Annotated in this window: 23 protein-coding genes; 10 read left to right on the forward strand and 13 right to left on the reverse strand. The window is 59.1% G+C overall.

Annotation, left to right across the window (positions count from 1 at the left end; translation table 11 throughout):
- Nucleotides 1–29: 29 nt before the first annotated feature.
- Nucleotides 30–524 (reverse strand): hypothetical protein, encoded by a 495-nt coding sequence (locus A7D21_RS12950; RefSeq protein ID WP_069551864.1) that lies wholly within the window; start codon nt 522–524, stop codon nt 30–32.
- 163 nt (nt 525–687) lie between these two features.
- Here A7D21_RS12950 and A7D21_RS12955 point away from each other — a divergent pair, with 163 nt between their 5' ends.
- Nucleotides 688–1,380: an aspartate/glutamate racemase family protein gene (locus A7D21_RS12955; RefSeq protein WP_069551865.1), complete on the forward strand. Its 693-nt coding sequence runs from the start codon at nt 688–690 to the stop codon at nt 1,378–1,380.
- Here the strand turns inward: A7D21_RS12955 and A7D21_RS12960 are convergent.
- From A7D21_RS12960 to A7D21_RS12970, 3 genes are all read right to left on the reverse strand, one after another.
- Complete coding sequence (locus tag A7D21_RS12960) at nt 1,377–1,889, reverse strand: GNAT family N-acetyltransferase (RefSeq protein WP_053255980.1); 513 nt, start codon at nt 1,887–1,889, stop codon at nt 1,377–1,379. The two genes, A7D21_RS12955 and A7D21_RS12960, sit on opposite strands and share 4 nt — an antisense overlap.
- 162 nt (nt 1,890–2,051) lie before the next feature.
- The gene (locus tag A7D21_RS12965) at nt 2,052–3,194 is read right to left on the reverse strand and encodes a glycerate kinase (RefSeq protein ID WP_069551866.1); all 1,143 of its coding nucleotides are present in this window, start codon (nt 3,192–3,194) and stop codon (nt 2,052–2,054) included.
- A 91-nt stretch (nt 3,195–3,285) separates the two neighbouring features.
- Nucleotides 3,286–4,392 carry a sugar diacid recognition domain-containing protein gene (locus A7D21_RS12970; RefSeq protein WP_053255978.1) on the reverse strand — a complete coding sequence of 369 codons (1,107 nt, stop codon included), beginning with the start codon at nt 4,390–4,392 and terminating at the stop codon, nt 3,286–3,288.
- 161 nt (nt 4,393–4,553) lie between these two features.
- Between A7D21_RS12970 and A7D21_RS12975 the strand changes: the two genes are divergently transcribed.
- Nucleotides 4,554–5,864: an MFS transporter gene (locus A7D21_RS12975; protein ID WP_069551867.1), complete on the forward strand. Its 1,311-nt coding sequence runs from the start codon at nt 4,554–4,556 to the stop codon at nt 5,862–5,864.
- A gap of 145 nt (nt 5,865–6,009) precedes the next feature.
- On the opposite strand, the gene A7D21_RS12980 is transcribed toward A7D21_RS12975, so the two are convergent.
- Nucleotides 6,010–6,714, reverse strand: a complete 705-nt coding sequence (locus tag A7D21_RS12980) for an SDR family oxidoreductase (protein ID WP_069551868.1) — start codon at nt 6,712–6,714, stop codon at nt 6,010–6,012.
- A gap of 101 nt (nt 6,715–6,815) precedes the next feature.
- Here A7D21_RS12980 and A7D21_RS12985 point away from each other — a divergent pair, with 101 nt between their 5' ends.
- Both A7D21_RS12985 and A7D21_RS12990 read left to right on the forward strand, forming a co-directional pair.
- Entirely contained in the window at nt 6,816–7,718 is a 903-nt protein-coding gene (locus A7D21_RS12985; protein WP_069551869.1) for a LysR family transcriptional regulator, read from the forward strand.
- Between the two features lie 81 nt (nt 7,719–7,799).
- A complete protein-coding gene (locus tag A7D21_RS12990) occupies nt 7,800–8,807 on the forward strand; it encodes an aldo/keto reductase (protein WP_069551870.1) in 1,008 nt (335 codons plus the stop codon).
- 48 nt (nt 8,808–8,855) lie between these two features.
- On the opposite strand, the gene A7D21_RS12995 is transcribed toward A7D21_RS12990, so the two are convergent.
- Complete coding sequence (locus A7D21_RS12995; protein ID WP_069551871.1) at nt 8,856–10,100, reverse strand: hypothetical protein; 1,245 nt, start codon at nt 10,098–10,100, stop codon at nt 8,856–8,858.
- A gap of 328 nt (nt 10,101–10,428) precedes the next feature.
- Between A7D21_RS12995 and rarD the strand changes: the two genes are divergently transcribed.
- Nucleotides 10,429–11,310, forward strand: a complete 882-nt coding sequence (gene rarD, locus A7D21_RS13000) for an EamA family transporter RarD (RefSeq protein WP_053256505.1) — start codon at nt 10,429–10,431, stop codon at nt 11,308–11,310.
- Nucleotides 11,311–11,366: 56 nt separating this feature from the next.
- Here the strand turns inward: rarD and hppD are convergent, their stop codons facing one another.
- Both hppD and A7D21_RS13010 read right to left on the reverse strand, forming a co-directional pair.
- Nucleotides 11,367–12,443, reverse strand: coding sequence for a 4-hydroxyphenylpyruvate dioxygenase (hppD, locus tag A7D21_RS13005; protein ID WP_053255972.1), 1,077 nt, complete (start codon nt 12,441–12,443; stop codon nt 11,367–11,369).
- A gap of 247 nt (nt 12,444–12,690) precedes the next feature.
- On the reverse strand, nt 12,691–13,614 hold the full coding sequence (locus tag A7D21_RS13010) for a DMT family transporter (protein WP_069551872.1): 924 nt from the start codon (nt 13,612–13,614) through the stop codon (nt 12,691–12,693).
- A gap of 77 nt (nt 13,615–13,691) precedes the next feature.
- Here A7D21_RS13010 and A7D21_RS13015 point away from each other — a divergent pair, with 77 nt between their 5' ends.
- The 3 genes from A7D21_RS13015 to A7D21_RS13025 all read left to right on the forward strand — a co-directional run bounded on the left by A7D21_RS13015 (nt 13,692) and on the right by A7D21_RS13025 (nt 16,902).
- Nucleotides 13,692–14,603 carry a LysR family transcriptional regulator gene (locus A7D21_RS13015; protein WP_053255970.1) on the forward strand — a complete coding sequence of 304 codons (912 nt, stop codon included), beginning with the start codon at nt 13,692–13,694 and terminating at the stop codon, nt 14,601–14,603.
- Between the two features lie 196 nt (nt 14,604–14,799).
- Entirely contained in the window at nt 14,800–16,341 is a 1,542-nt protein-coding gene (locus A7D21_RS13020) for an EAL domain-containing protein (protein WP_069551873.1), read from the forward strand.
- Nucleotides 16,342–16,539: 198 nt separating this feature from the next.
- Nucleotides 16,540–16,902 carry a histone-like nucleoid-structuring protein, MvaT/MvaU family gene (locus tag A7D21_RS13025; RefSeq protein ID WP_053255968.1) on the forward strand — a complete coding sequence of 121 codons (363 nt, stop codon included), beginning with the start codon at nt 16,540–16,542 and terminating at the stop codon, nt 16,900–16,902.
- Between the two features lie 110 nt (nt 16,903–17,012).
- On the opposite strand, the gene A7D21_RS13030 is transcribed toward A7D21_RS13025, so the two are convergent.
- Nucleotides 17,013–17,561, reverse strand: a complete 549-nt coding sequence (locus A7D21_RS13030) for a DUF4946 domain-containing protein (RefSeq protein ID WP_069551919.1) — start codon at nt 17,559–17,561, stop codon at nt 17,013–17,015.
- 197 nt (nt 17,562–17,758) lie between these two features.
- On the opposite strand from A7D21_RS13030, the gene gloA reads away from it, so the two are divergent.
- Entirely contained in the window at nt 17,759–18,280 is a 522-nt protein-coding gene (gene gloA, locus A7D21_RS13035; protein ID WP_053255967.1) for a lactoylglutathione lyase, read from the forward strand.
- 108 nt (nt 18,281–18,388) lie between these two features.
- Here the strand turns inward: gloA and ahpF are convergent, their stop codons facing one another.
- The 3 genes from ahpF to A7D21_RS13050 form a co-directional block, all read right to left on the reverse strand.
- Nucleotides 18,389–19,954 carry an alkyl hydroperoxide reductase subunit F gene (gene ahpF, locus A7D21_RS13040; RefSeq protein ID WP_069551874.1) on the reverse strand — a complete coding sequence of 522 codons (1,566 nt, stop codon included), beginning with the start codon at nt 19,952–19,954 and terminating at the stop codon, nt 18,389–18,391.
- Between the two features lie 130 nt (nt 19,955–20,084).
- Entirely contained in the window at nt 20,085–20,648 is a 564-nt protein-coding gene (gene ahpC / locus A7D21_RS13045; RefSeq protein WP_053255965.1) for an alkyl hydroperoxide reductase subunit C, read from the reverse strand.
- Nucleotides 20,649–20,781: 133 nt separating this feature from the next.
- Nucleotides 20,782–21,714, reverse strand: a complete 933-nt coding sequence (locus A7D21_RS13050) for a site-specific integrase (protein ID WP_069551875.1) — start codon at nt 21,712–21,714, stop codon at nt 20,782–20,784.
- A 170-nt stretch (nt 21,715–21,884) separates the two neighbouring features.
- Between A7D21_RS13050 and A7D21_RS13055 the strand changes: the two genes are divergently transcribed.
- On the forward strand, nt 21,885–22,892 hold the full coding sequence (locus A7D21_RS13055) for a DNA-binding protein (protein WP_069551876.1): 1,008 nt from the start codon (nt 21,885–21,887) through the stop codon (nt 22,890–22,892).
- On the opposite strand, the gene gorA is transcribed toward A7D21_RS13055, so the two are convergent.
- Nucleotides 22,893–24,251 (reverse strand): glutathione-disulfide reductase, encoded by a 1,359-nt coding sequence (gene gorA / locus A7D21_RS13060; protein ID WP_069551877.1) that lies wholly within the window; start codon nt 24,249–24,251, stop codon nt 22,893–22,895.
- Nucleotides 24,252–24,337: the final 86 nt, after the last annotated feature.

Here is a 24,337-nt window from a genome sequence, read left to right on the forward strand (position 1 = left end):
TAGGTATAGCTAACACGGAAGGAAATTGCTCAGCCACGTTCGCGCGGGATCAGGCTTTGTAACTGCGCAGCCAGGAAGTTGGCGTCGAAGGCGAACGTGTCCGGGTCTTTCAGGCCATTGGTTTTCTTCCATAGCCAGTCATGTTTTTCCGGCGGCAGCACCAGCGAGATACTGCCGTGCCGAGCAGCGGTCAGGCCTATCACCGAAACGTTAATCAAGCCGCCTGTGCCCATGACTTCCGGCACGAACTCGACGGCTTTGCCGGTGATCTGCACGGTGAGCTTCTCGGTCTTGAAGGTCGAGCTTTCGACCGGCAGGCTTGGGCTGCTGGCGACATAGGCTTCGCGATGGACGTCCAGCAGGCCGACGGTCTTGACCGGCTCCAGCCACTGTTCAATCTGCCCGAACAACTCACCGAGTTTTTGCGCCCAGCGTGCCGACTGCAGGTCGAATTGCTGTTTCTTGTGCGCTTCGCTATCGGCGTAGTGACGAAGCATCTCGCCCAGTTGCTGTACATCGTCCATTGCAGATTTCCTTGGGTGAGCCAGGTTGCGAAGTCAGATCATGGCAGAAGTGACGGCTTGCCGTATGGCTTAAAACTGCTCCGGTCATTTAGCCGGTAACTGCATATGACTAATCTGCAGGCGCTGAGTAAGGTAACGCGACATTCCTTGTCAGGAGCTTCGCATGCGTACCATCGGCCTAATCGGCGGCATGAGCTGGGAGTCCAGCGCCGAGTATTACCGCATCATCAACCAACGCGTGCGCAACCAGCTTGGCCCACTGCGCTCTGCGCAGGTGTTGATGTACAGCGTGGATTTCGGCCCGGTGGAACAGGCTCAGCATGCCGGCCGTTGGGATGACGCCGCGCTGATTCTGGAAGATGCCGCGCGCCGCCTGCAAGCCGGCGGTGCCGAGTGTGTGGTGCTGTGTACCAACACCATGCACCGGGTGGCGCCACGCATCGAAGCGGCGGTGTCGATTCCGTTTCTGCATATTGCCGATGCCACCGGGGCGGCGGCCGTAGCGCGCGACACGCTGAAGGTCGGCCTGCTGGGCACCGCGTTCACCATGGAGCAGGATTTCCTCAAATCGCGTCTGGCCGCCCAGGGCTTGACCGTGCTGGTGCCCGACGCGGACGAGCGCCAGGCCGTGCACCGGATCATCTATGAGGAGTTGTGTGTCGGGGTGATCAAGGCGGCTTCGCGTCAGGTCTATCAGCGCGTAATCGCGAGCCTGGCCGCACGGGGTGCCCAGGCGATCATCCTGGGCTGCACGGAAATCGGCCTGCTGATCAAGCCTGAACACAGCGACCTGCCATTGCTGGACACCACCGAGCTGCATGCGCAGGCTGCGGTGGCGTTCGCGCTGGCGGATTAAGCCGATTTGCGCAGGCGCGCCATGCTCAGGGTGTCGACAAACACACCGTCACGCAGGGCGTAATCGCGCAACCGGCCTTCGACTTCGAAGCCGAACTTGCGGTACAGGTTATGCGCCGCCTCGTTGTCGGCGTACACCGTGAGTTCGACGCGGTGCAGGTTCATCCAGTTGTCGGCTACATCCAGCGCGGCCGTCAACAACCTCGACCCCACACCCTTGCCCTGCCAGGCCGTCGCCACGCCCATACCGAATGAACCGACGTGGCTCTGGCGTACGCGCAGGTACTGCTCCATGCCGAGCTGACCAATCACCTCGCCGCCATGCATCGCCACCAGCTGTAGCCGCCGCTCGTTGTCCATCACCAGGCGCTTGCGCCAGGCCTCGATCGACTGAAAAGGCATTTGCAGCACCTGACGACACACAGCCGGTTCGTTATAGAGCGCAGTCACACCTTCAAGGTGGGCTTCGGTAAAGCGCTGGATCACGATGTGGGGTTCAGGTGTGTGCATTGTGTTTCATCCTTTGAAAGACAAGTGGCAGGCCAGTGTAGGGGCAAACCCGCGTCTCTGACGAGCGCGACGTCCTCGCGCAAATCAGCCGGCGATGCCTGCGTCGCTACGAAAACGGTTGCACCCGGGTTGGATCGGGCCGTTGGCGCACGGGGTTGCCGATTAAACCTTGAGCGCGGCCAGCCGCCATAAGCGTGCGATGTCCGCGGCCCGCTCGCGTAACAAACGCGGCGCTTCACTGCAGGCCTGTTCCAGGCTCATCGGGCCCGAAGGCAAGGCGAAGGCGGCGTCCACACCGTGAGCGTACATTTGCTCGTAGCCATCGCCCAGCGTGCCGGCAATCACGATCACGGGCACGTTGTGCTGGCGGGCGATGCGTGCCACGCCGAACGGGGTTTTGCCGCGCAGCGTCTGGGCGTCGAAACGGCCTTCGCCGGTAATCACCAGGTCGGCACCGCGTACGGCCTGGTCCAGCCCGACCAATTCGGCGACCACCTCAACCCCGGCGCGAAATTGCGCGCCCAGGAAGGCCTTGGCGGCGAACCCGAGGCCACCCGCCGCGCCACTGCCCGGCTCATCGCGCACATCGTTGGGCAGCACCTGGGCGCAGTGATCGGCAAAGTGGCCGAGGGCGGCGTCCAAGTGTTCGACCTGCTGCGCATTCGCACCTTTTTGCGGGCCGAAGATCGCAGAGGCGCCGTGTGCACCGCACAACGGGTTGTTGACGTCGGCGGCAATCTCAAAACGCACGTGGGCCAGCCGTGGGTCCAGTTGTTCGAGGCTGATGCGCGCCAGTTGAGCCAAGGCCAGGCCACCGGGCGCAAGTGCCTGGTGGTGAGAGTCGAACAGTTGCACCCCGAGCGCCTGCATCGCGCCTGCGCCGCCGTCGTTGGTGGCGCTGCCGCCAATCGCCAGGATGACGCGCCGGGCGCCGGCATCCAACGCCGCGCGTATCAGTTCGCCGGTGCCGTAGGTGCTGCTGGTGCAGGCATCGCGCTGAGCCGGCGGCACGCGTTGCAAGCCGCTGGCTTCGGCCATCTCGATAATCGCGGTGTGGCTGTCGGCCAGCCAGCCCCAGTGCGCCTCAACCGCCCCACCCAACGGGCCTCGCACGGTGTGGCTGCGCAGTTCGCCATGGCAGGCGGCAAGGATCGAAGCCACCGTGCCTTCACCGCCATCGGCCATCGGGCACTGGATCAGGCGTGCCTGCGGCCACACGTGGGCCAACCCTTCGGCAATTGCCTGGGCGACGCCTTCGGCACTCAGACTGTCCTTGAATGAGTCGGGGGCGATGATGATTTTCATGGGGCTTCTCCGTTTTTTATAACGCCCATGCTGCCAGTTGGCTGCGGCAATGACGCCGGTCAGATGCACAAGGGTGAGCGAGGTTTGTTGTTCATTTCGACAAAACCTGGGGCAACAGCTGTACGCCAAGGTAAAGGGCAAGCATGCCATCGAGGGTCAGTGGGTCGACACCACTCAACTCGGCTATGCGCTCCATCCGATACCGCAGGCTGTTGCGGTGAATACCCAACGCATCGGCACACGCCTGACTCTGGCCGTCGTGTTCGCACCAACTGCGCAAGGTCGTCAGCAACTGACCGTTGGCGTCCTTGGCCAGCACTTTGCGCAACGGGTTGAGCAGTTCGTCGAGGGCGTCTTCATTACGGTGTCGCCAGAGCATCACGGGCAGGCGATAACGGTTGAGCGTCAACAACCGGGAGTGCGGAAGAATGTCGCGACCATAGGCGAGCAAATCCCCCACGCGCCGGTAACAACGGCGCAACCCCGCCAAACCATCGGCCTGCCCGCCCACGGCCACTCGCAGGATATTCCAGCCGAGGCCTTCGAGCTTCTCCAGCAAGCGCAGGTTATCCACGTGCACCGCTGCAGGTCGGCACCACAGCAGGGAAAATTGCGCGCAGCTCACGCACCAACTGTCCGGGTAGCGGCTGGTGAGCCAGGTGCTCAACGCGTCGGCCGATTGGCCCACGCCCAATTCGAACAAGTACGGTGTGCGCGTCATTTGCGGTTTGAGCCCCAGCTGTTGCGCTTCATCGACCAAGCGCGGCGAGTCGCCGGCGTCGGCCAGCAGCAACGCCAGCAGATCATCACAGCGCTGGCGCCGCCATTGCTGTTCGGCTTGTTGATGGCGATGGCTGACCAGCATTTCGGCGGTCATGCGCACCAACTCGGCGTAAGTACGCAGCAGCTCCGGCTCACCGGTAATGCCGAGCACGCCGATCAGCCGCTGGTCGTGCATCAGCGGCAGGTTGATGCCCGGTTGCACGCCCTTGAGGTGTTTGGCGGTCTGGCCGTCGATTTCCACCACACGACCATTGGCCAGCACCAACTGCGCGCCTTCATGACGGGTGTTGATGCGCTCCGGCTCGCCGCTGCCGAGGATCAAGCCCTGGCTGTCCATGACGTTGACGTTGTAGGGCAGGATCGCCATGGTGCGATTGACGATATCCTGCGCCAGGTCATGATCCAGCTCGAACATGGGGCTAAGTTCCTTGAAAGGCAGGGTTGTTCATCGGCACAGCGCAAAGGCTGCTTGACTGTGCGCTGGCACAAAGACAGCGCCCCGGCCGGTGGCCGAGACTCTTTGGGCGATCAACGTTACCCTCGCATCGCGAAAAATCATAATAAAGAGAGACTGCCATGTCACAGAGCGCCGCTGCCACACTGGCCACCGATGACGAAAAAAACACCATCTACAAGCGCATTACCCTGCGCCTGATCCCCTTCATTTTTATCTGCTACCTGTTCAACTACCTTGACCGGGTGAACGTTGGCTTTGCCAAGTTGCAGATGCTCGACGCCTTGAAATTCAGTGAGACGGTGTACGGCCTCGGTGCCGGGATCTTCTTTATCGGCTACGTGTTGTGCGGCGTGCCAAGTAACCTGGCGCTGACCAAGTTCGGCCCGCGCCGCTGGATTGCGTTGATGATGATCGTGTGGGGCACCTTGTCCACCTGCCTGCTGTTCGTCACGACACCGACGCATTTCTACGCCCTGCGCTTATTGACCGGTGCGGCTGAAGCCGGCTTTTTCCCTGGCGTGGTGCTGTACCTCTCGCAGTGGTTCCCGACCTTTCGCCGTGGGCGGATCATGGCCTTGTTCATGTCGGCGATTCCGGTCTCCGGCTTGCTCGGCAGCCCATTCTCCGGCTGGATCCTCAACCACTTTGCTGCCGGCCAGGGTGGCCTGGCGGGCTGGCAGTGGATGTTCCTGCTGCAAGGGGTCCCGACGGTGATACTCGGTGCACTCGCGTACTTCCTGCTCAGCGACAGCTTTGCCAATGCCCGGTGGCTCACCGCCCATGAGCGTGCGGTACTGGAAGCCGATCAGGCGACAGACTTGGCCAACAAGCCGAAAACTGCCACCGATTCGCTCGGCGCGGTGTTCAAGAACCCGGCCATCTGGGCGTTCGGCCTGATCTATTTCTGCATCCAGAGCGGCGTGTACGCGATCAACTTCTGGCTGCCGTCGATCATCAAGAACCTGGGTTTCAGCGATAACCTGGTGATTGGCTGGCTGAGTGCGATTCCGTATCTGTTGGCCGCGGTGTTCATGCTGCTGGTGGGCCGCTCCGCTGACCTGCGCAAGGAGCGTCGCTGGCATTTGGTGGTGCCGATGTTGATGGGCGCGATCGGCCTGGTGATCGCGGTGAACTTCGCCACCACCCCGGCAATTGCGATTCTCGGCCTGACCATCGCCACCATGGGCGCCCTCACCGGCCTGCCAATGTTCTGGCCGGTGCCAACCGCCCTGCTCAGCGCGGGCGCGGCGGCAGGCGGTTTGGCGTTGATCAACTCCATGGGCCAGATGGCCGGTTTCCTCAGCCCCTACATCGTAGGGTTTGTGAAGGATGCCACCGGGTCCACGGACATCGCGTTGTACCTGCTGGCGGCGGTGATTGTCGCCGGCAGCGTGCTGGCATTGCGCATGACGCGGACCTTGAAAGTCTGACGACAACACCGCCAACCTGAGCGGTGCGCCTTGCCATCGAGCCACACCCCTCAGGCCGGCTGCTGGGCCGCCGTGCGCGGCCCTTTGATCGTTTTGGTGTTGATCTCAGCCGCCACGGCGGATAAACCGCGCATGTCTGCTGTGTTTACAGCAACCCCCCGCCATCGATATCCAGCACGGCACCGGTCATAAATCCATTCTCCATGGCCAGCACATACCCCGCCGCAACTTCCTCAGCCTGGCCGACTCGCCCCACCGGCAAGCCCCCGCCAGCCTTGGCGAACATCGCCAACCGTTGCTCCTCTGCCAGGCCTGCATAAGCCGGCGTATCAATCACACCCGGGCTGATCACATTGACCCGACGTGGCGCCAACTCTTTTGCCAGTTGCTTGCCCAGCGCCTCGGTCGCTGCGTTGATGCCGGTCTTGATCAACTGGCCGGGCGCCAGTTTGCGGCCCAGTTGGCCCGAGGTCAGGCTGATGCTGCCGTGCTCAGCCAAAAACGGCAGTGCCTGTTGGATTGCCCGCAGCGCGCCCCAGAGTTTTACATTGAAGTTGTCCTGGGCTTCGGACAGGTCGGTTTCACTGAGGTTTTTGGCGCGCACCGACGGCCCGGCGGTAAAGACCAGATGATCAACGTGTCCGACCGATTCGAACAACCGCTGCAGGGAGACGCTGTCGGTGACGTCGACCGGCTCGCTGCGCACACCGTTGTCGACACTCGCGGTCAACCGGCGCCCGGCCAGCACCACCTGGGCGCCACGTGCTACGGCGGCCTTGGCCACTGCTGCGCCGATACCGCTGCTGCCGCCAATCACGATGACGGTTTTACCGTTGAGGGAGGATGTCATGAGGTTGATACCTGAGTGAGAAAGTGAGCGTTGATCTTCTCAGCTTGGCAATCGGCGAAAAATCCCGGTAAAACGACAAGATCTTTAAAGGATTTTTACAAATGAGCTCAACCCTGGACCTTGAAGTGTTTGTGCGCACCGCTGACACAGGCAGCCTCTCGGCAGCCGCGCGTAGCCTTAACCTCACGCCGGCAGCGGCCAGTATCGCCCTCAAACGCCTGGAAACCCGGCTGGGCATCCGCCTGCTCGCCCGTTCCACCCGCAGCATGCGCCTGACCGAAGAAGGCCGGCGTTATCTGGACAGCGTACGCATAGCGCTGGAAGCCTTGTCCGAGGGCGAGCAGGCGATCAAACAACAAGGCCAAAGCCTCAGCGGCCTGTTGCAGTTGGCCGCCCCCTCGGATTTCGGGCGCAATGTGCTACTGGGTTGGCTGGATGAATTCAAACTCGAGCACCCGAACATCCGCCTGCAGTTGCTGCTTAACGACAGCAACGCCGATCTGTTCCGCGACACCGTCGACATCGCCTTGCGCTTTGGGGTGCCACGCGACTCCAGCCTGGTGGCATTGCCCGTCGTGCCCGGCCATCAGCGCATGCCTTGCGCGAGCCCTGACTACCTCGCGCGTCACGGCACACCGCGTACGCCTGCCGACTTGGCGCAGCACAGTACGTTGCGCTACATGCGTCGCGGGCAGCCAAATAACACCTGGTACTTTCGCCAAGGGGCACAGCTTCAGGCAGTTGAAGTGAGCGGGGATTACCTCAGCGACGATGGCGAAATTGTTCGCCGGTGGGCCTTGGCCGGCCACGGGATTGCGTATAAGGCCAACCTGGATATCGCCCGGGATATCAAGGCCGGGCGCCTGGTGCCGCTGCTGCCCGATTGGCAAGGTGAGCCCACCCCTTTCAACCTGATGTGCCCTCACCGCCTGCAAGTGTCGGAACGGGTCAAAGTGCTGCACCGCTTTTTACAGGAACGCTGTCAGACCTTGCTGAACACATGAAGAACGCCGCGCAGGGGTTGTTCCAGAGCCCTTGAGTCTGGTATTGCATCACTCACCTTTCCCAGCCATGAGGATCTTTGAATGATTTATCGCACATTGGGCCAGTCCGGGTTGAAGGTCAGCGCACTGACCCTGGGCACCATGATGTTTGGCGAACAGACCAGTACCGAAGACGCGCTGCGCATCATCGACAAGGCCTGGGACCAGGGCATCAACTTTATCGACACTGCCGACGTTTACACCGGCGGGCGCTCCGAGGAAATCGTCGGTGAAGCCATCGCCCGCCATCGTTCGGATTGGGTGGTGGCGTCGAAAGTCGGCATCGGCCCGTTGGACGGTTTACCCAACCGCAATGGCTTGAGCCGCAAGCGCATTTTCAACGCCCTCGAAGCCAGCCTCACCCACCTCGACACCGACTACCTGGACATCTATTACCTGCACCGCGAAGACCACGACACGCCGCTGGAAGTCACGGTGTCAGCAATAGGCGACCTGATCCGCCAAGGCAAAATTCGTTACTGGGGCCTGTCCAACTACCGGGGTTGGCGCATCGCTGAAGTGATTCGCGTGGCCGAGCGCTTGGGCGTAGACAAGCCGATCATCAGCCAGCCGTTGTACAACATCGTCAATCGTCAGGCCGAGATCGAGCAAATCACCGCCGCAGCCGCCTATGGCCTGGGCGTGGTGCCTTACAGCCCGCTGGCGCGTGGTGTGCTCAGTGGCAAATACGCTCCGGATGTAACGCCCGAAGCCGGCAGCCGCGCAGCACGTCAGGACAAACGCATTCTGGAAACCGAATGGCGGGTTGAGTCGTTACGTATCGCCCAGCAGATTCAGCAATACACCCAAGGGCGTGGCGTGGGGATCGTCGAGTTTGCGATTGCCTGGGTACTGAACAACTCGGCGGTCAGTTCGGCGATTGTCGGGCCGCGTACCGAGGCCCAGTGGGATGCGTACACCGGGGCGCTGGATGTGAAGATCAACGCTGAAGATGAGGCGTTTATTGACTCGCTGGTGACACCGGGGCATTCGTCTACACCGGGGTTCAATGATGTAGGCCATTTTGTGTCGGGGCGGATTAGCCGATAACAACAGCCGCCGACACTCTCCAGTGTGGGCGGTGTTTTCGTTGCAGGCTTAGGGTTTTATTTCTACTTTAACGTCTAACCCATGGGCAGCCTCTCTGATGTCCTGTTCTGTCAAAGGCACTTGTTTTAATATCTTCGCGATCACGGCGGCGACAGTCCTGTAGGTGCCATAGCCAGGCACAAAGCCTTGAGCGGTAGTGGCGAACACTGTAAGCGCCTGGTCCATTTCACTTTTTGGCAGACCGAACACCTTACCGATATCATTATTTTTATTTAAAAACAGCAACACTGCATTGACTGGATTGTCCAGGCCCTGCTGAACAGTGTCGGCAGTGGCTTTATCTACACCCAGCATTTGCAAAAAAGCAGACACGCCGGTAAACGGTTTTTCGAGAAAATTGGCAACGACATTGATCACAGCACTCAGGTCACCACGCTCCCTGAAAACGAGCGCCCTGAATTGTGCCAATGTTATTGGCACAAGCGGCAATTGACTGTGAGCACCATTTTTGAGGAAGTAAAAATTACCTCTATTGCCAGAACCCAGCAAGTTACCGTGGTAGTCGTACCGATAGACCACTTTCTCGCCATCGGGTCGTACACCACTGAAGGTAGGCTTGCCTGCATCAATCGACTCGAGTTGCTGATTAACAAGGCCATTCACAAAAATACACTGGGTGGGATTTGCGCTGAATTGATTCAGGTGTTCAAACACATTCCCAATGATCTGTTTCCCTGGGCCCATCAGCACCTTGGGGGCGCTGCCTTCAGGCGCGCAGGCCAGTGCCTGCACGGCGGCACTGACCGGTGCAGATTCTGCTTTATCTCCAAAGTGGGCAAGAAAGGCGTTAAACGTTTCAGGCTTTTTGGGTAAATCTTTCAAAAAATTATCTATTTCCTGATAACTTTTAAATTCATGATTTGACTTAAAGTCTTTCTGCTGCATCCACAGTACGAAGTTAACTTTGCCTGGCACGATAGGTTCGCGCTTGACCATGAACATATCCTTGGCCTGATGACGCCCCACATTAAACGTGTAAACCGTTACGTGGGGCTGCTTCGCGGCATCTGGCAATACCAGCGCATCAAGCAATTCTTTGCCGCCCGGCGTCAGTACGCCGCGTTCTGTATCGCTTGCCAACGATGCGGAGAATTCTCTATAAATATTAAGCTTTTTCCAGGCCGGTATATCATCCTTGGGAAATGCGTGGCTTTCGCCAAATCGACCGATAATGCCAGGCAGGCCGCTGAAAGAAGCTGGTGAGGAGCCATAATAGGGTGAGATACCGCGCATGCCGTCTACTCTCTATCAAAAGTCTAAACCATTAATTTGCTGAGCGGTTTTCCACGCGCACCGTCGCAACAGGTGCGGTGACTGACACTCAGGAAGTTGCCATTAATCCATTGGGGTCGAGCGGTTTCCATGGCTCGCCTAAATGCAGCAGCGCTTTAGGCAAGAGAACGTTCAGCCAGGCTAACTAAACGTTGTAAAACCTATGTGATATCTGCGTAGGAGTTTGTTCCATTAAATCGGCTTAATCGTCGTGACAAACAATGTCATGCACCCTATATTCCCCCCAGATTTCCTGTCTTTTGTATCCATGGGTTTTGGCGAGGACGCTGTGTCTAAAGGTGTTGTGTTATCGGTATCGGCCTCGGTGTTATTTGCCGTGATGTATTACTTCACTTCGTTGCTCACGCCATTGAGCGGCCTGGAGATTTTCGGTTGGCGCATGTTGCTGACCATGCCCTGCATGACCGTGTTCATGATCGTCAGTGGCGAATGGCGGCGCGTGTGGGAGCTGGTGCACAGGTTGGTGGCCAAGCCGAGGCTGATCGGCGGCGTGCTCGTGTCATCGGCCTTGCTGGGTTTGCAATTGTGGTTGTTTATGTGGGCGCCGCTTAACGGGCGCAGCCTAGATGTGTCGGTGGGGTATTTCCTGCTGCCGCTGACCATGGTGCTGACCGGGCGCCTGGTGTACGGCGAACAACTGTCGCGCCTGCAACAGATCGCGGTTTTTTTCGCCGCGCTCGGGGTGCTGAACGAGTTGTACCAGGCCGGTGGTTTTTCCTGGGCGACGCTGGTGGTGATCATCGGTTACCCGATCTATTTTGTGGTGCGCAAATACCTCACCACCGACCACCTGGGCGGGCTATGGCTGGATATGGCGCTGATGCTGCCCGTGGCCTGGTGGTTTGTGCAGCACGGCGAACAAGGTTTTGCGGTGATGGACATTCATCCCAAGCTGTATGCGTTGATTCCGCTGCTGGGGGTCATCAGTGCCTCGGCGTTGGTGAGCTATATCGTTGCCAGCCGCTTGTTACCCTTCAGCCTGTTCGGGCTGCTCAGCTATGTAGAGCCTGTGTTGCTGCTGGTGGTGGCGTTGATCTTGGGAGAAAGCATCAAGGGCGGCCAATGGCTGACTTACATCCCGATCTGGCTGGCGGTGATGGTGCTCGTGTATGAGGGGTTCAAACACCTGGTACGCCAGCGCAGAGCGTAATTGGCAGGCAATAAAAAGCCCGCCCGAGGGTTAACCTCGGGCGGGCTTTTTTACGCTTAGTCGGCGGTCAGGACGCCACGACGCACCTGGTCACGCTCGATCGACTCGAACAGTGCCTTGAAGTTACCCTCGCCGAACCCATCATCGCCCTTGCGCTGGATGAATTCGAAGAACACCGGGCCCATCAGGGTTTCCGAGAAAATCTGCAGCAGCAGACGCTTGTCGCCTTCAATCGAGGAGCCGTCGAGCAGAATGCCGCGTGCTTGCAGTTGGTCCACCGGCTCACCGTGATTCGGCAGGCGGCCTTCAAGCATTTCGTAGTACGTGTCCGGCGGCGCCGTCATGAAGCGCATGCCGATTTTCTTCAGCGCGTCCCAGGTCTTGATCAGGTCGTCGGTGAGGAACGCCACGTGCTGGATGCCCTCCCCATTGAACTGCATCAGGAACTCTTCGATCTGGCCGGCGCCCTTGGAGGACTCCTCGTTCAGCGGGATGCGGATCATGCCATCCGGGGCGCTCATGGCCTTGGAGGTCAGGCCGGTGTATTCACCCTTGATGTCGAAGTAACGCGCTTCACGGAAGTTGAACAGTTTCTCGTAGAAGTTGGCCCAGTAGACCATGCGCCCGCGATAGACGTTATGGGTCAGGTGGTCGATAACCTTGAGGCCGGCGCCCACCGGGTTGCGGTCGACGCCTTCGAGGAACACGAAGTCGATGTCATAGATCGAACTGCCCTCACCGAAACGGTCGATCAGATACAGCGGCGCGCCGCCGATGCCCTTGATCGCCGGCAGGTTCAGTTCCATCGGCCCGGTTTCGATGTGAATAGGCTGGGCGCCCAGCTCCAGCGCACGGTTATAGGCCTGTTGCGAGTCTTTGACCCGGAACGCCATGCCGCACACCGACGGGCCGTGCTCGGCCGCAAAGTAAGACGCGAGGCTGTTGGGCTCGTTGTTGAGGATCAGGTTGATCTCGCCCTGGCGGAACAGGTCGACGTTCTTGGAGCGGTGGGTGGCGACTTTGGTAAAGCCCATGATCTCGAAGATCGGCTCCAGGGTGCCCGGGGTTGGCGATGCGAATTCGATAAATTCAAAGCCCATCAGGCCCATTGGGTTTTCGTATTGGTCGGCCATTTTCGGCGCCTCATTCTTGTAGTGAACACACAAATAGTCAGTTGCGAGCAAGGATGAGGTGGGAGGGAGGCGCACAAGAGAGGCCCCGCACGCTGCGTGCGAGGAAGTCACCAAAGATCAGGGGGGAGCCGAGTAGCTTCATGGTTACATCAGTCTCTGACAGCCGAGGCTTGCGTGAGCGCAAGTCCATATTCTTGTATGCGTAAATCGATTCTACACAGCGTAACAGTATTTGTCCGCACTCTTATCAAATCCCCATTGGCTTGGCCTGCGCAAGGGGTTTGTTGCACAGGTATATGCCGCACAGGATCACCGCGCCGCCCAGCCCCATGGCCACGGTCAATTGTTCGCCCAGCAGTAATGCGCCGCAAATCAAGGCTGTCAGAGGGTTCAGCGCAATAAACACCCCGGCACGGGTCGCGCCGATGCGCCGAATGCCGTCGTAATAGCCGATGTACGCCAGGGCTGATCCCAGCACGCCCAGGTACAACAAACTCAAGACCTGCGGCAGTTGCAGGCTGCCGAGCCCGGCGACAGTGAAACGCCCCATAACCAGGCTGAGGAGCGTCAGCATCAAGGTGCCCAGCAGCACTGACCAGGTGACGGTTTGCAACGGACCGAGGCTGCGATTCAGCTCACGGGAAAACAGCGAGTAAATCCCCCACCCCACGACGCAACCAATAATCAGCCCGTCGCCGCGCCAGTTGCTCGCGGTACTGTGCAGCACCTGCGGGTTGCGACTGACGATCACCACGGCCGCGCCCGCCAGGCATAAGGCGATGCCCGCAACTTTGCCGGCACTCAGGCGCTCTTTGAAGAGCCACCATCCGGCCAGGCCGATCACTGCCGGATTCAACGCCACGATCAACGACGCGCGCGAGGCGTTGACGTAATGCAGGCCATAGAAAAAACACAGGTTATAAAAAAAGATGCCAAAAAAACCCAGCACGAACAGCCGCACCAGTTGCCGAGCACTGGGTCGCGCCAGAGGGACCCGCGCGCACAGCATAAACAGCAACAGTGCCAGGCTGGCCAGGATAAACCGCAGGCTGGCGGCCAGTAACGGGTCGACCCGATCAGCCAGGTAGCGCCCGGCGACAAACGTGCCGCCCCATAGCATGGTAACGGCGGCAAGTTTCAGATAGGTCAGTCGATCGGACACGGGTTGCATGAGGATTTGCTCGGGGCACTGAAGGATTGGCGTATTCTTCGACTAATGATCGGTAATCGTAAAATGAGCCTTTACTCATGACCCTGACCCAGTTGGAAATCTTTTCGTTGGTCGCCGAACTGCAAGGTTTTACCAGTGCGGCTCACCGCCTGGGCATCAGTCAATCGGCGGTGTCGCATGCAATCAAAGCCTTGGAACAAGAGCTGGGCGTGGAATTGTTCCGGCGCCACCAGTCGTTGGTGGAACTGAGCGATATCGGCGCGCAATTACTCGGGCGCGCCCGCGCAATGCTCGGCCTGGCCAATACCTTGCAACAGGAAGCGGCCGACGCCCGTGGAATGAAACGCGGCACGCTGCGGATTGGGTCGTTCGGGCCGACGGCATCAATCCGTCTGCTGCCGACCCTCCTGCAGCAGTTTCGACAGGCTTATCCGGGTATCGAAGTGCACGTGGACGAAGGGCCCGACCGACAGGTTATCCAGTGGCTGGATGAGCGACGCATCGATGTCGGGTTCGTGGTGCTGGATCACGAACGCTTCGACACCGTGGCCTTGTTCGAGGACCAACTGGTGGCACTGCTGCCCGCCGCTCATCCACTGGCCGCCAACGCGGCGCTGCCCCTGGCAGCGCTGTGTGATGACCCGTTTATTCTCACCGAGGCCGGCTCCTCGGAACTGGTGATGCGCTTGTTCAGCGAGGCACGGTTAAGGCCTAAAGTGCGTTATCGCTGCGCCCAGCTGCTCAGCACGCTGGACGCCGTCAGCCGTGGTGATGGGTTGAGTATCGTCGCGCAAGCGTCGCTACCGGAACGCGTCGACCCGCGCTACGCAGCGCGTCCGTTGACGCCGGCGGTGCCCCGCCGGATCGGCCTGGCCGTGCTTGACCGTCGCCAATCCTCGCCGGCCACCCTGGCATTTATCGCGCTGGCGCAAAAGTGCACCGCCCCCGGACTTATCGCACTGAACGATACCCCGTCAACGCTGGCTTGAACGGCTGAGAGCGACAGAAGAAAGCATTGTTGGTGGCGCGCCTACTGTTCGCAGCGATGTTTATCGTCCCAGGATGAGAGACTCGCCACAACTGACCCAGAGGCCCGGGGCATGGGCTTTAAACAACCGAGCGCCCCAGCGCAATGCCATCTATCATCGGCATACCTCCCTGTGTTTATCGTTATTGGCTGCCCCTATGCCCCTCACCGCCAAAGGCCCAAGAAGCCGAACTGCACGCGCCCTTATCAGCGGCATCTGTGGCGTGCTCCCGGTTTTACTCGGGGTTGCGATTCTTTATTGGCAAGCCGAACGTACGCTTGAACAAAGCACGGAGCAAACCGCCCACGAAGCCGTTCGCCAATTCGACTTGATGCTCGACAACACGGCCCTCGCCGCCCGGGCCTTGCTGCCACTGGCCGGCCAACCTTGTGACAACGGCACGCAACTGGCGCTGCGTGAGCAGGTGACGCGCCGGCCCTTTGTGCGAGCGACGACCCTGTCCTGGCAGAAAAACATTTACTGCAGCTCGTTGTTCGGCGGGACTTACCAGTCAGCGGTCAACCCGGACGATTACGTTGATGGCGTGCTGTGGTTGATGAACGGCAACCCGGTGACGCCGGACACCGCACTGCTGGTTTACCGCCTGGTCGACGGCGACAAAGCTGCATTTGCCTCTGTCGACGGCTACCACCTGACCAACGCCTTGCGCCTGATCAGCCGCTACACGTACCTGATCCTGCAAGTCGGCCGCAACTGGCTGGATGCCGACGGCAAAGTCCACAACACAGCGGTGCCGGAGTTTGCCGTGGCCCATCACCACCTGGCCTCTGAGCGCTATCACTACAGTGTCGACGCAGGCATGCCCGACGGTGAGGTCTGGCGTTATATGGAAGCGCGTTACCCGGCACTGTTCAGCCTGCTGGTGTTCTTTGGCGTACTGGCGGGCATGCTCGCGCACTGGCTGCAAAAGCGCTCGTCCGCCCCCACCCACGAGCTGCAGCGCGCCTTGGGTGCCAACGAGTTCATTCCCTATTTCCAACCCGTGGTACGCGGCGATACCCATGAATGGGCCGGCTGTGAAGTGTTGATGCGCTGGCAACACCCGAAGGAAGGGTTGGTGCGCCCCGACCTGTTTATCCCGCTGGCCGAGCACTCCGGCCTGATCGTGCCGATGACCCGCTCACTGCTGCGCCAGACCGCCACGCAACTGGCCCCGCACGCCGCGCGCTTCAGCCCGGGCTTTCATGTCGGCGTGAACATCACGGCGCACCACTGCCTGGATCTGGACCTGGTCCAGGACTGTCGGGAGTTTCTCGCCGCCTTTGCCCAAGGCCAAGTGACCCTCGTGTTGGAGCTGACCGAGCGCGACCTGATCCAGCCTACCGACATCACCCGCCGCTTGTTCGACGCCCTGCATCAACTGGGGGTGATGATCGCGATTGATGACTTTGGCACCGGCCACTCGAGCCTGGCTTACTTGCGTAACTTCAACGTCGACTACTTGAAAATCGATCAAAGCTTTGTCGCCATGATTGGCGCTGATGCACTCTCCAGGCATATTCTTGACAGCATCATCGAACTCTCCGGCAAGCTGGACCTGGGTATTGTCGCTGAGGGTGTGGAAACCACGGAGCAGTGCGAATACCTCGCGGCACAAGGTGTGGATTTCCTGCAGGGTTACCTGTTCGGCCGACCGTTACCCTGTGAAGAGTTCATTAAGTCGCTGGCCAGCCATTGAATAGCCATCTACTGCGCTCAATGAAATAATCTTATTTAAGCAACGACGTGATTTACTCGTGCGACATTAACTACTACAATTTTTCCTGCCTGTGCTGAACTCGCAGAAAGGCCTCTTTCTTTGAGTCACCTTAAGCTCTTGGCTTACTAGCTTTATCTGCAGTTGATATCAGCCAACTACACTATTGGAGTACAGATTTTGTCCAGACTCGCCGAATTTCGCGCAGCAGAAAAAGCCCTTCAAGAACAGCTTGCCCAGCTGGAATCACTGAAGAACGACGCCGGCCTGAAAAAAGAAATCGAATTTGAAGAAAAGCTGCAGGGCTTGATGAAGCACTACGGCAAAGGCCTGCGCGACATCATCTCGATCCTTGATCCGAACCCTGGCAAAGCCGGTGCTGCCGTGACCGCACCCAAACAGCGCCGCGCACGCGTGGTCAAGGTCTACCATAACCCGCATACCGGCGAGCTGATCGAGACCAAAGGCGGCAACCACCGCGGCCTGAAAGCCTGGAAAGAACAGTATGGCGCCGCCACTGTAGATTCCTGGCTTCGCGGCTGATCGACAACGTCTGGCAAAAAGCCCCGCATTGGCGGGGCTTTTTGTTGGCGGGTTCAAAAACGAATCCAACTAACCGTTCACTTTGTTCAAAATCGATCAAAATGGATTGTTCAAAGTTTCAGACTGTCGCGCACCGAACTCACTTCGCCCCGGCTGGCCTCATAGGCTTCGGCTTGCCCCGCGTATGAAAAAACATACGCTTTATCGGTATCAACCGCGCCCACCAATGTTTGTGACAATACGTGTCGCCCGTTCTCGGTAATCACGCAAGTAGTTTCCATCGCGTCAAGACCACTCAATGTGGTTGGGTGCATTTTGCTGCACACGCTTTGATAACCACTGCGGGCAAATTCTTTCTGGATGGATTTACGCATGTCCAGCAACACACCCTGAAGATTAACTTTATGCCCGGCCTCAATCGGTGTGCCGGTCAACTCCATGACCATCAAGGTATTGCCATTTTCATCATTCTTGATCGCGCGTTGCCGAGACACCGCCTGAGGGGTTGCCGGTGCCGCGTCGTCGGGCACCACCTCCTCGACTTGCCAGCCGCTGGGCCAATGAATTTCCGGGTCTGCCGCTTGCACGAACGAACTGCCCAACAGTGGACCAAACAGCACACACAACACACTTAACAGCGGTTTACGGAATTCAATCATTACGAAAAACACCCAAGGTTCAAGCGCCAAAGTTTGACGCCCGACACCCGCAAGTCGCAAGCGCTGTGTGACCTTTTCATTTGGCGCAGCAGGCAGGCCTTGCGTATCATGGCGCGGCTGCATGGATGCTTGCCGCAAGCCAAGGGAACGCTACTCTCACTTCAAGCCGAGCTTGCCCGATTTTTTCTGGAGGGCCCATGAGCCTGCACGATCTGAACACTTTCCCGGGCGTCACCGCCCAACCCGACACCGCGACCACCCACTTCGTGTTCAACCACACCATGCTGCGGGTCAAAGACATCACCAAGTCGCTGGATTTCTATACCCGCGTCCTGGGTTTTTCCCTGGTTGAAAAGCGCGACTTCCCGGAAGCCGAATTCAGCCTGTACTTCCTGGCCCTGGTGGACAAAGCCCAGATCCCGGCAGACGCCGCTGAACGTACCCAGTGGATGAAGTCGATCCCGGGCATTCTGGAACTGACCCACAACCACGGCACTGAAAACGATGCCGATTTTGCCTACCACAATGGCAACACCGACCCTCGCGGCTTTGGCCATATCTGCATTTCGGTGCCGGATATCGTGGCGGCCTGCGAGCGCTTTGAAGCCTTGGGTTGCGATTTCCAGAAACGTTTGACCGATGGCCGCATGAAAAGCCTGGCATTCATCAAGGACCCTGACGCGTACTGGGTTGAGATTATTCAGCCGGCGCCGATGTAAACCGCCGATAGGTGCGTGCGCAGTGTCACTGGATGCCTGCCCACGCAACGCGCAAGCACGAAAAAACCCCATGATCACTCATGGGGTTTTTTATTGGCCGGTGCGGTTTTATGCCGGCGCGGAGGTTCGGATCAAGTGATCGAATGCACTCAGGGAAGCCTTGGCACCCTCGCCTACCGCAATCACGATCTGCTTGTACGGCACAGTGGTGACGTCGCCGGCAGCGAACACCCCTGGCAGGGACGTTTCGCCACGGGCATCAACAATGATCTCGCCACGAGGCGTCAGCTCCACAGTGCCTTTGAGCCAGTCAGTGTTGGGCAGCAAACCGATCTGCACGAAGATGCCTTCCAGGTCGATGGTGTGGAACTCACCGCTGTCGCGATCCTTGTAGGCCAGGCCCGTGACTTTCTGACCATCGCCTTTGACTTCGCTGGTCAGCGCGCTGGTAATCACGTCAACGTTCGACAGGCTGTAGAGCTTGCGCTGCAACACCGCATCGGCGCGTAACTTGCTGTCAAATTCGAGCAACGTTACGTGGCTGACGATACCGGCCAGGTCGATGGCCGCTTCAACGCCAGAGTTACCACCGCCAATCACCGCTACACGCTTGCCTTTGAACAACGGACCATCGCAGTGCGGGCAGAAGCACACGCCTTTGGCTTTGTATTCTTGCTCGCCCGGTACACCCATTTCACGCCAGCGGGCGCCGGTGGCCAGGATCACGGTCTTGGACTTGAGGGTCGCACCGCTTTCAAAGCGAATCTCGTGCAAATCACCGGCATTTTTCGCGGGGATCAAGCTGCTGGCACGTTGCAGGTTCATGATGTCCACGTCGTACTGACGCACATGCGCTTCAAGGGCGCTGGCCAGTTTCGGCCCTTTGGTCTCTTGCACAGAGATGAAGTTTTCGATGGACATGGTGTCCAGCACCTGGCCGCCAAAGCGCTCAGCTGCCACACCGGTGCGGATACCTTTACGCGCCGCGTAGATGGCCGCCGACGAACCGGCCGGGCCACCGCCGACGACCAGCACATCAAAGGCGTCTTTGGCGCTGATTTTCTCGGCGGCTTTTTCGATGCCGCTGGTGTCGAGTTTAGCGAGGATTTCTTCCAGGCCCATGCGGCCCTGGCCGAAGTTCACCCCGTTGAGGTAAACACTGGGCACTGCCATGACCTGGCGCTCATCGACTTCAGCCTGGAACAGCGCACCGTCGATAGCGACGTGGCGGATGTTCGGGTTAAGCACCGCCATCAGGTTCAACGCCTGGACCACGTCCGGGCAGTTCTGGCACGACAACGAGAAGTAAGTCTCGAAGCTGAACTGGCCTTTTAAAGCGCGAATCTGTTCAATCACTTCGACACTGGCCTTCGATGGGTGGCCACCCACTTGCAGCAGGGCCAGCACCAACGAAGTGAATTCATGGCCCATAGGGATGCCGGCGAAACGCAGGCTGATATCGGCACCCGGGCGGTTGATGGAGAACGATGGCTTGCGCGCATCATCGCCATCGGTTTTCAGGGTAATCAGCGTGGTGAGGCTGGTTACGTCCTGCAAAAGAGCAAGCATTTCCTGGGATTTCGCGCCGTCGTCGAGGGAGGCGACGATCTCGATCGGCTGGGTGACCCGTTCCAGGTATGACTTCAACTGAGCTTTAAGATTGGCGTCCAACATACGGGCGATTTCCTATTAATTCGGTTTATTGCAGACAAAAAAACGCCCGAGCGAATCTCGCCCGGGCGTTTTGAGGGCGGTGCAGCTTACTTAAGGTGCGGCAGAGCCCGCCCTGAGGTCGTTCACAGGTTTAGATCTTGCCGACCAGGTCCAGGGACGGAGCCAGGGTAGCCTCGCCTTCTTTCCACTTGGCTGGGCACACTTCACCTGGGTGAGCAGCAACATACTGAGCAGCCTTGATTTTGCGCAGCAGTTCGGAAGCATCGCGACCCACGCCACCATCGTTCAGTTCAACGATTTTGATCTTGCCTTCTGGGTCAATCACGAAGGTGCCGCGGTCAGCCAGACCGGCTTCTTCGATCAGTACGTCGAAGTTGCGGGAAATGGTCAGGGTTGGGTCGCCGATCATGGTGTACTGGATTTTGCCGATGGCTGGCGAAGTGTTGTGCCAGGCAGCGTGAGCAAAGTGAGTGTCGGTGGAGACGCTGTAGATTTCGACGCCCAGTTTCTGGAATTCGGCGTAGTTGTCAGCCAGGTCTTCCAGCTCAGTTGGGCATACGAAGGTAAAGTCAGCCGGGTAGAAGAACACGACAGACCATTTGCCTTTCAGGTCAGCATCCGACACGTCGACGAAGTTGCCGTTTTTGTAGGCGGTAGCTTTGAACGGTTTTACTTGGCTGTTGATGATAGGCATCGATGACTCTCCGTCAGGGGTTAGTAAGTTGATGAGATGAATCCTACCCACTCTTTCCGACGATGGCTCATTGGCAAACCTGATGCTGACGATTGGTTTTCGCTATCAAGTGGCGCTATTAATAGAAGAAATCTCAAATCAGCGGTTGGGTGGCCAAGGTCATGCCAAGAAAGGGCGTCGCTTCAACATAGCGCATGGCGGATTTCATGTCGCTCCAGCCGACGTAGCTCATCAACGACTTCAAGTCCCAGCCGCTGCGGTGGGCCCAGGTGGCAAAGCCTCGACGCAGTGAGTGGCTGGTGTATTGATCGGCCGCGATACCGGCGCGTTCCAAGGCCTGGCGCAGCAACGGGATGACACTGTTGGGGTGCAACCCCTCCTCGCCCAAATTGCCCCAGCGGTCGACTCCGCGAAATACCGGGCCGCGCACCAGCGCCGACGCGCTGAGCCATTCGCTATAGGCCTGCACCGGGCACAACCGCAGCAACGCCGGGGTCTGGTAGGTCTTGCCGAGGTTGTCGCGGTCACTTTTGCTGCGCGGCAGATACAGGCTGATGCCGGCGCCCGGTACGGCCTGCACATGCTCGATAGCCAGGCGGCACAGTTCATCACTGCGAAACCCGCGCCAGAAGCCCAGCAGGATCAATGCCGTGTCGCGCTTGGCGCGCAGCAATCGCGACGGGTCCTGATCAGTCCGCGCCTGAATCGCCTCTGCCTCCAGGCAGGCGACCACCTGCTCAAGGTGCTTGAGTTGCAGCGGCTCGGCCTGTTTCTCCTGCGCCGGGTGCACCGCACGAATGCCCTTGAGCACCTTGCGCACCACCGGCGCCTTGGTCGGGTCAGGGAAACCCTGGCTGGTGTGCCACTGCGCCAATGCCGAGAGCCGCAGCTTCAAGGTGTTGACCGCCAGCACCCCGGCGTGTGCCACCAGATAACGCGCCACGCTGTCGCTGGTCGCGGGCAGGAACCCACCCCAACTCACTTCAAAGTGCTCAATGGCCGCGCGATAGCTACGCCGCGTGTTATCGCGGGTGGCGGCATTGAGATAACGCTCCAGATCGCTCATGAAAAGCCTATGCGTACTGCTGACGGGTGAATTGACGCTCAATACCGCTATGACACGGGATAATACGCCAATATCCCATCTGTTGAATCATGAATTTAAACGAGATTTTATTCGTGTTACAGTATGTATCTACATAATACGTACCACAGTACTAAATCGACGGAGACTCCATGGCTCGCGGCGGCATAAACAAAGCAGTAGTTCAAACGGCACGCCTGGCGATCCTTGCCCGCGGCGAGAACCCGAGCATCGACGCAGTCCGCATCGAAATGGGCAATACCGGTTCAAAAACCACGATTCATCGTTATTTGAAGGAGTTGGACGAGAGCGAAACCCGGCTGACGATCACCGAGGCACCCATCGACGACGAGCTGGGTGAACTGGTTGCACGCCTGGCCCAACGCCTTAAAGAAAAGGCCCAGGAGCCGATTGACCTGGCGCTGGCGCAGTTCGAACAACAGAAAGCCGCCCTGCTCGCCCAGCTGCAAGCGCTTGAAGAGGCTCAGAGCCAGCTCAGTCAGCAATGCGCTATCCAGGCCGCCGCCCTCGCAGAAGAAAGTGCCGCCCTGCAAACCGCGAGCACCAGCCTGCAAACCGAGCAAACCCGTAACGCCGGGCTCAGCCAGGCGTGCAGCGATTACGAATTACGCATCAACGACAAGGACGAACAAATTCGTTCGCTGGAAGAAAAACACCTGCACGCGCGGGAAGCCCTCGAGCATTACCGCAATGCAATCAAGGAGCAGCGCGAGCAGGAACAGCGACGTCATGAAGGCCAGTTGCAGCAGGTCCAGGCGGAACTGCGCCAGGCCCAGCAAAGCGCCATGGTGCGCCAGGATGAGATCACCCAACTGCACCGTGACAATGAGCGACTGTTGATCGAGCACCGCGTCACGATCAAGGAGCTGGCCGCCCTGCAGGCCCAAACCCGCCAGGATCAGGCCGCGCAGCAAAAACTCAGCGAGCAGGTCAGCCTGATAGAAAGCGAGCGCACCCTGCTTCAGGAGCGCCTGCGGGTTGCCCTACTGGAGAGCCAGTCACGCCAGCAAGCGCTGAACGAACACCAGCTGGCGAACAAGAGCCTGGAACTGGACCTCATCAAGGCCCAGGCCAGTATCGAGGCATTGCGCCTGGCGGCCGTCGTTGCAACGACGCCAGAGGCAACGCCCGACACATGATCAGTCCGCCACAGGCGTGCGCATGGTGACGAACTCTTCCGCCGCCGTAGGATGCACGCCGATGGTTTCGTCGAAATGCTGCTTGGTCGCGCCCGCCTTGAGCGCGATCGCCAGCCCCTGAACGATCTCGCCGGCATCCGGCCCGACCATGTGGCAACCCAGGACTTTATCGGTGTCGGCATCGACTACCAGTTTCATCAGGGTTTTTTCCTGGCAATCGGTCAGCGTCAGCTTCATCGGCCGGAAGCGGCTTTCAAAGACCTGCACCTTGTGGCCGTGCTTCTTCGCGTCTTCTTCGCTCAAGCCGACGGTGCCGATGTTCGGCAGGCTGAACACCGCCGTCGGAATCATCGCGTAATCCACCGGGCGGTACTGTTCTGGCTTGAACAAACGACGGGCCACTGCCATGCCTTCAGCCAGGGCTACCGGCGTCAATTGCACACGACCAATGACGTCGCCAATGGCCAGGATCGACGGCTCAGCGGTCTGGTAAAGGTCATCCACCGTAACAAAGCCACGCTCGTCGAGGGTGACGCCGGTGTTCTCCAGCCCCAGGTTGTCGAGCATTGGGCGGCGACCGGTGGCGTAGAACACGCAATCGGCCTCCAGCACACGCCCATCTTTCAGGGTTGCCTTGAGGCTGCCGTCTGCTTGCTTGTCGATACGTTCGATATCGGCATTGAATTGCAGGTCCAGGCCGCGCTTGGTCAACTCTTCCTTCAGGTGCGTACGCACCGAGCCATCAAAACCGCGCAGGAACAAATCGCCGCGATACAGTAGCGTCGTCTGTGCGCCCAAACCGTGGAAAATACCCGCGAACTCAACCGCGATGTAACCACCGCCAACGACCAGCACGCGCTTGGGCAGTTCTTTCAGAAAGAACGCCTCATTGGAGCCAATGGCGTGCTCACGCCCCGGGATCTCCGGGATCTGCGGCCAACCACCGGTAGCGATCAAAATGTGCTTGGCGGTGTAACGCTCGCCATTGATTTCCACCTGGTGCGGGTCAACCAGCCGCGCATGCCCTTCATGCAGGGTCACGCCACTGTTAACCAGCAGGTTGCGGTAGATACCATTAAGGCGATTGATTTCACGGTCCTTGTTGGCGATCAAGGTCGCCCAATCAAAGTTCGCTGCACCCAGGGACCAGCCAAAACCGCTGGCCTGCTCAAAGTCTTCGGCGAAATGCGCACCGTACACCAACAGTTTCTTCGGCACGCAGCCGACGTTAACGCACGTACCGCCCAGGTAGCGGCTTTCCGCCACAGCCACCTTGGCGCCAAACCCTGCGGCAAAGCGCGCCGCGCGAACACCGCCGGAACCGGCGCCAATTACATACAGATCAAAATCGTAGGCCATTTCACTCTCCTCGGCAGGGCATCAGCATACCGATTTAGATGGGGCTGAAAAACGAAAAAGCCACCCTAAGGTGGCTTTCTCTTAAA

Origin of the sequence: Pseudomonas sp. AP19, assembly GCF_001728855.1 — a bacterium.
Classification (GTDB): Bacteria; Pseudomonadota; Gammaproteobacteria; order Pseudomonadales; family Pseudomonadaceae; genus Aquipseudomonas; species Aquipseudomonas fluorescens.

What these genes read in the sequence shown, in the direction of transcription:
- A7D21_RS12980 (WP_069551868.1), bottom strand. Translation starts at nt 6,714, where the DNA reads ATGACATCCTCCCTCAACGGTAAAACCGTCATCGTGATTGGCGGCAGC.
- gloA (WP_053255967.1), top strand. Translation starts at nt 17,759, where the DNA reads ATGAGCCTGCACGATCTGAACACTTTCCCGGGCGTCACCGCCCAACCC.
- hppD (WP_053255972.1), bottom strand. Translation starts at nt 12,443, where the DNA reads ATGGCCGACCAATACGAAAACCCAATGGGCCTGATGGGCTTTGAATTT.
- ahpC (WP_053255965.1), bottom strand. Translation starts at nt 20,648, where the DNA reads ATGCCTATCATCAACAGCCAAGTAAAACCGTTCAAAGCTACCGCCTAC.
- A7D21_RS12975 (WP_069551867.1), top strand. Translation starts at nt 4,554, where the DNA reads ATGTCACAGAGCGCCGCTGCCACACTGGCCACCGATGACGAAAAAAAC.
- A7D21_RS12985 (WP_069551869.1), top strand. Translation starts at nt 6,816, where the DNA reads ATGAGCTCAACCCTGGACCTTGAAGTGTTTGTGCGCACCGCTGACACA.
- ahpF (WP_069551874.1), bottom strand. Translation starts at nt 19,954, where the DNA reads ATGTTGGACGCCAATCTTAAAGCTCAGTTGAAGTCATACCTGGAACGG.
- A7D21_RS13015 (WP_053255970.1), top strand. Translation starts at nt 13,692, where the DNA reads ATGACCCTGACCCAGTTGGAAATCTTTTCGTTGGTCGCCGAACTGCAA.
- A7D21_RS13055 (WP_069551876.1), top strand. Translation starts at nt 21,885, where the DNA reads ATGGCTCGCGGCGGCATAAACAAAGCAGTAGTTCAAACGGCACGCCTG.
- A7D21_RS13050 (WP_069551875.1), bottom strand. Translation starts at nt 21,714, where the DNA reads ATGAGCGATCTGGAGCGTTATCTCAATGCCGCCACCCGCGATAACACG.
- A7D21_RS13010 (WP_069551872.1), bottom strand. Translation starts at nt 13,614, where the DNA reads ATGCAACCCGTGTCCGATCGACTGACCTATCTGAAACTTGCCGCCGTT.
- A7D21_RS12950 (WP_069551864.1), bottom strand. Translation starts at nt 524, where the DNA reads ATGGACGATGTACAGCAACTGGGCGAGATGCTTCGTCACTACGCCGAT.
- A7D21_RS12995 (WP_069551871.1), bottom strand. Translation starts at nt 10,100, where the DNA reads ATGCGCGGTATCTCACCCTATTATGGCTCCTCACCAGCTTCTTTCAGC.
- A7D21_RS12955 (WP_069551865.1), top strand. Translation starts at nt 688, where the DNA reads ATGCGTACCATCGGCCTAATCGGCGGCATGAGCTGGGAGTCCAGCGCC.
- A7D21_RS12990 (WP_069551870.1), top strand. Translation starts at nt 7,800, where the DNA reads ATGATTTATCGCACATTGGGCCAGTCCGGGTTGAAGGTCAGCGCACTG.
- A7D21_RS13020 (WP_069551873.1), top strand. Translation starts at nt 14,800, where the DNA reads ATGCCCCTCACCGCCAAAGGCCCAAGAAGCCGAACTGCACGCGCCCTT.
- A7D21_RS12970 (WP_053255978.1), bottom strand. Translation starts at nt 4,392, where the DNA reads ATGTTCGAGCTGGATCATGACCTGGCGCAGGATATCGTCAATCGCACC.
- gorA (WP_069551877.1), bottom strand. Translation starts at nt 24,251, where the DNA reads ATGGCCTACGATTTTGATCTGTATGTAATTGGCGCCGGTTCCGGCGGT.
- A7D21_RS12965 (WP_069551866.1), bottom strand. Translation starts at nt 3,194, where the DNA reads ATGAAAATCATCATCGCCCCCGACTCATTCAAGGACAGTCTGAGTGCC.
- A7D21_RS13030 (WP_069551919.1), bottom strand. Translation starts at nt 17,561, where the DNA reads ATGATTGAATTCCGTAAACCGCTGTTAAGTGTGTTGTGTGTGCTGTTT.
- A7D21_RS12960 (WP_053255980.1), bottom strand. Translation starts at nt 1,889, where the DNA reads ATGCACACACCTGAACCCCACATCGTGATCCAGCGCTTTACCGAAGCC.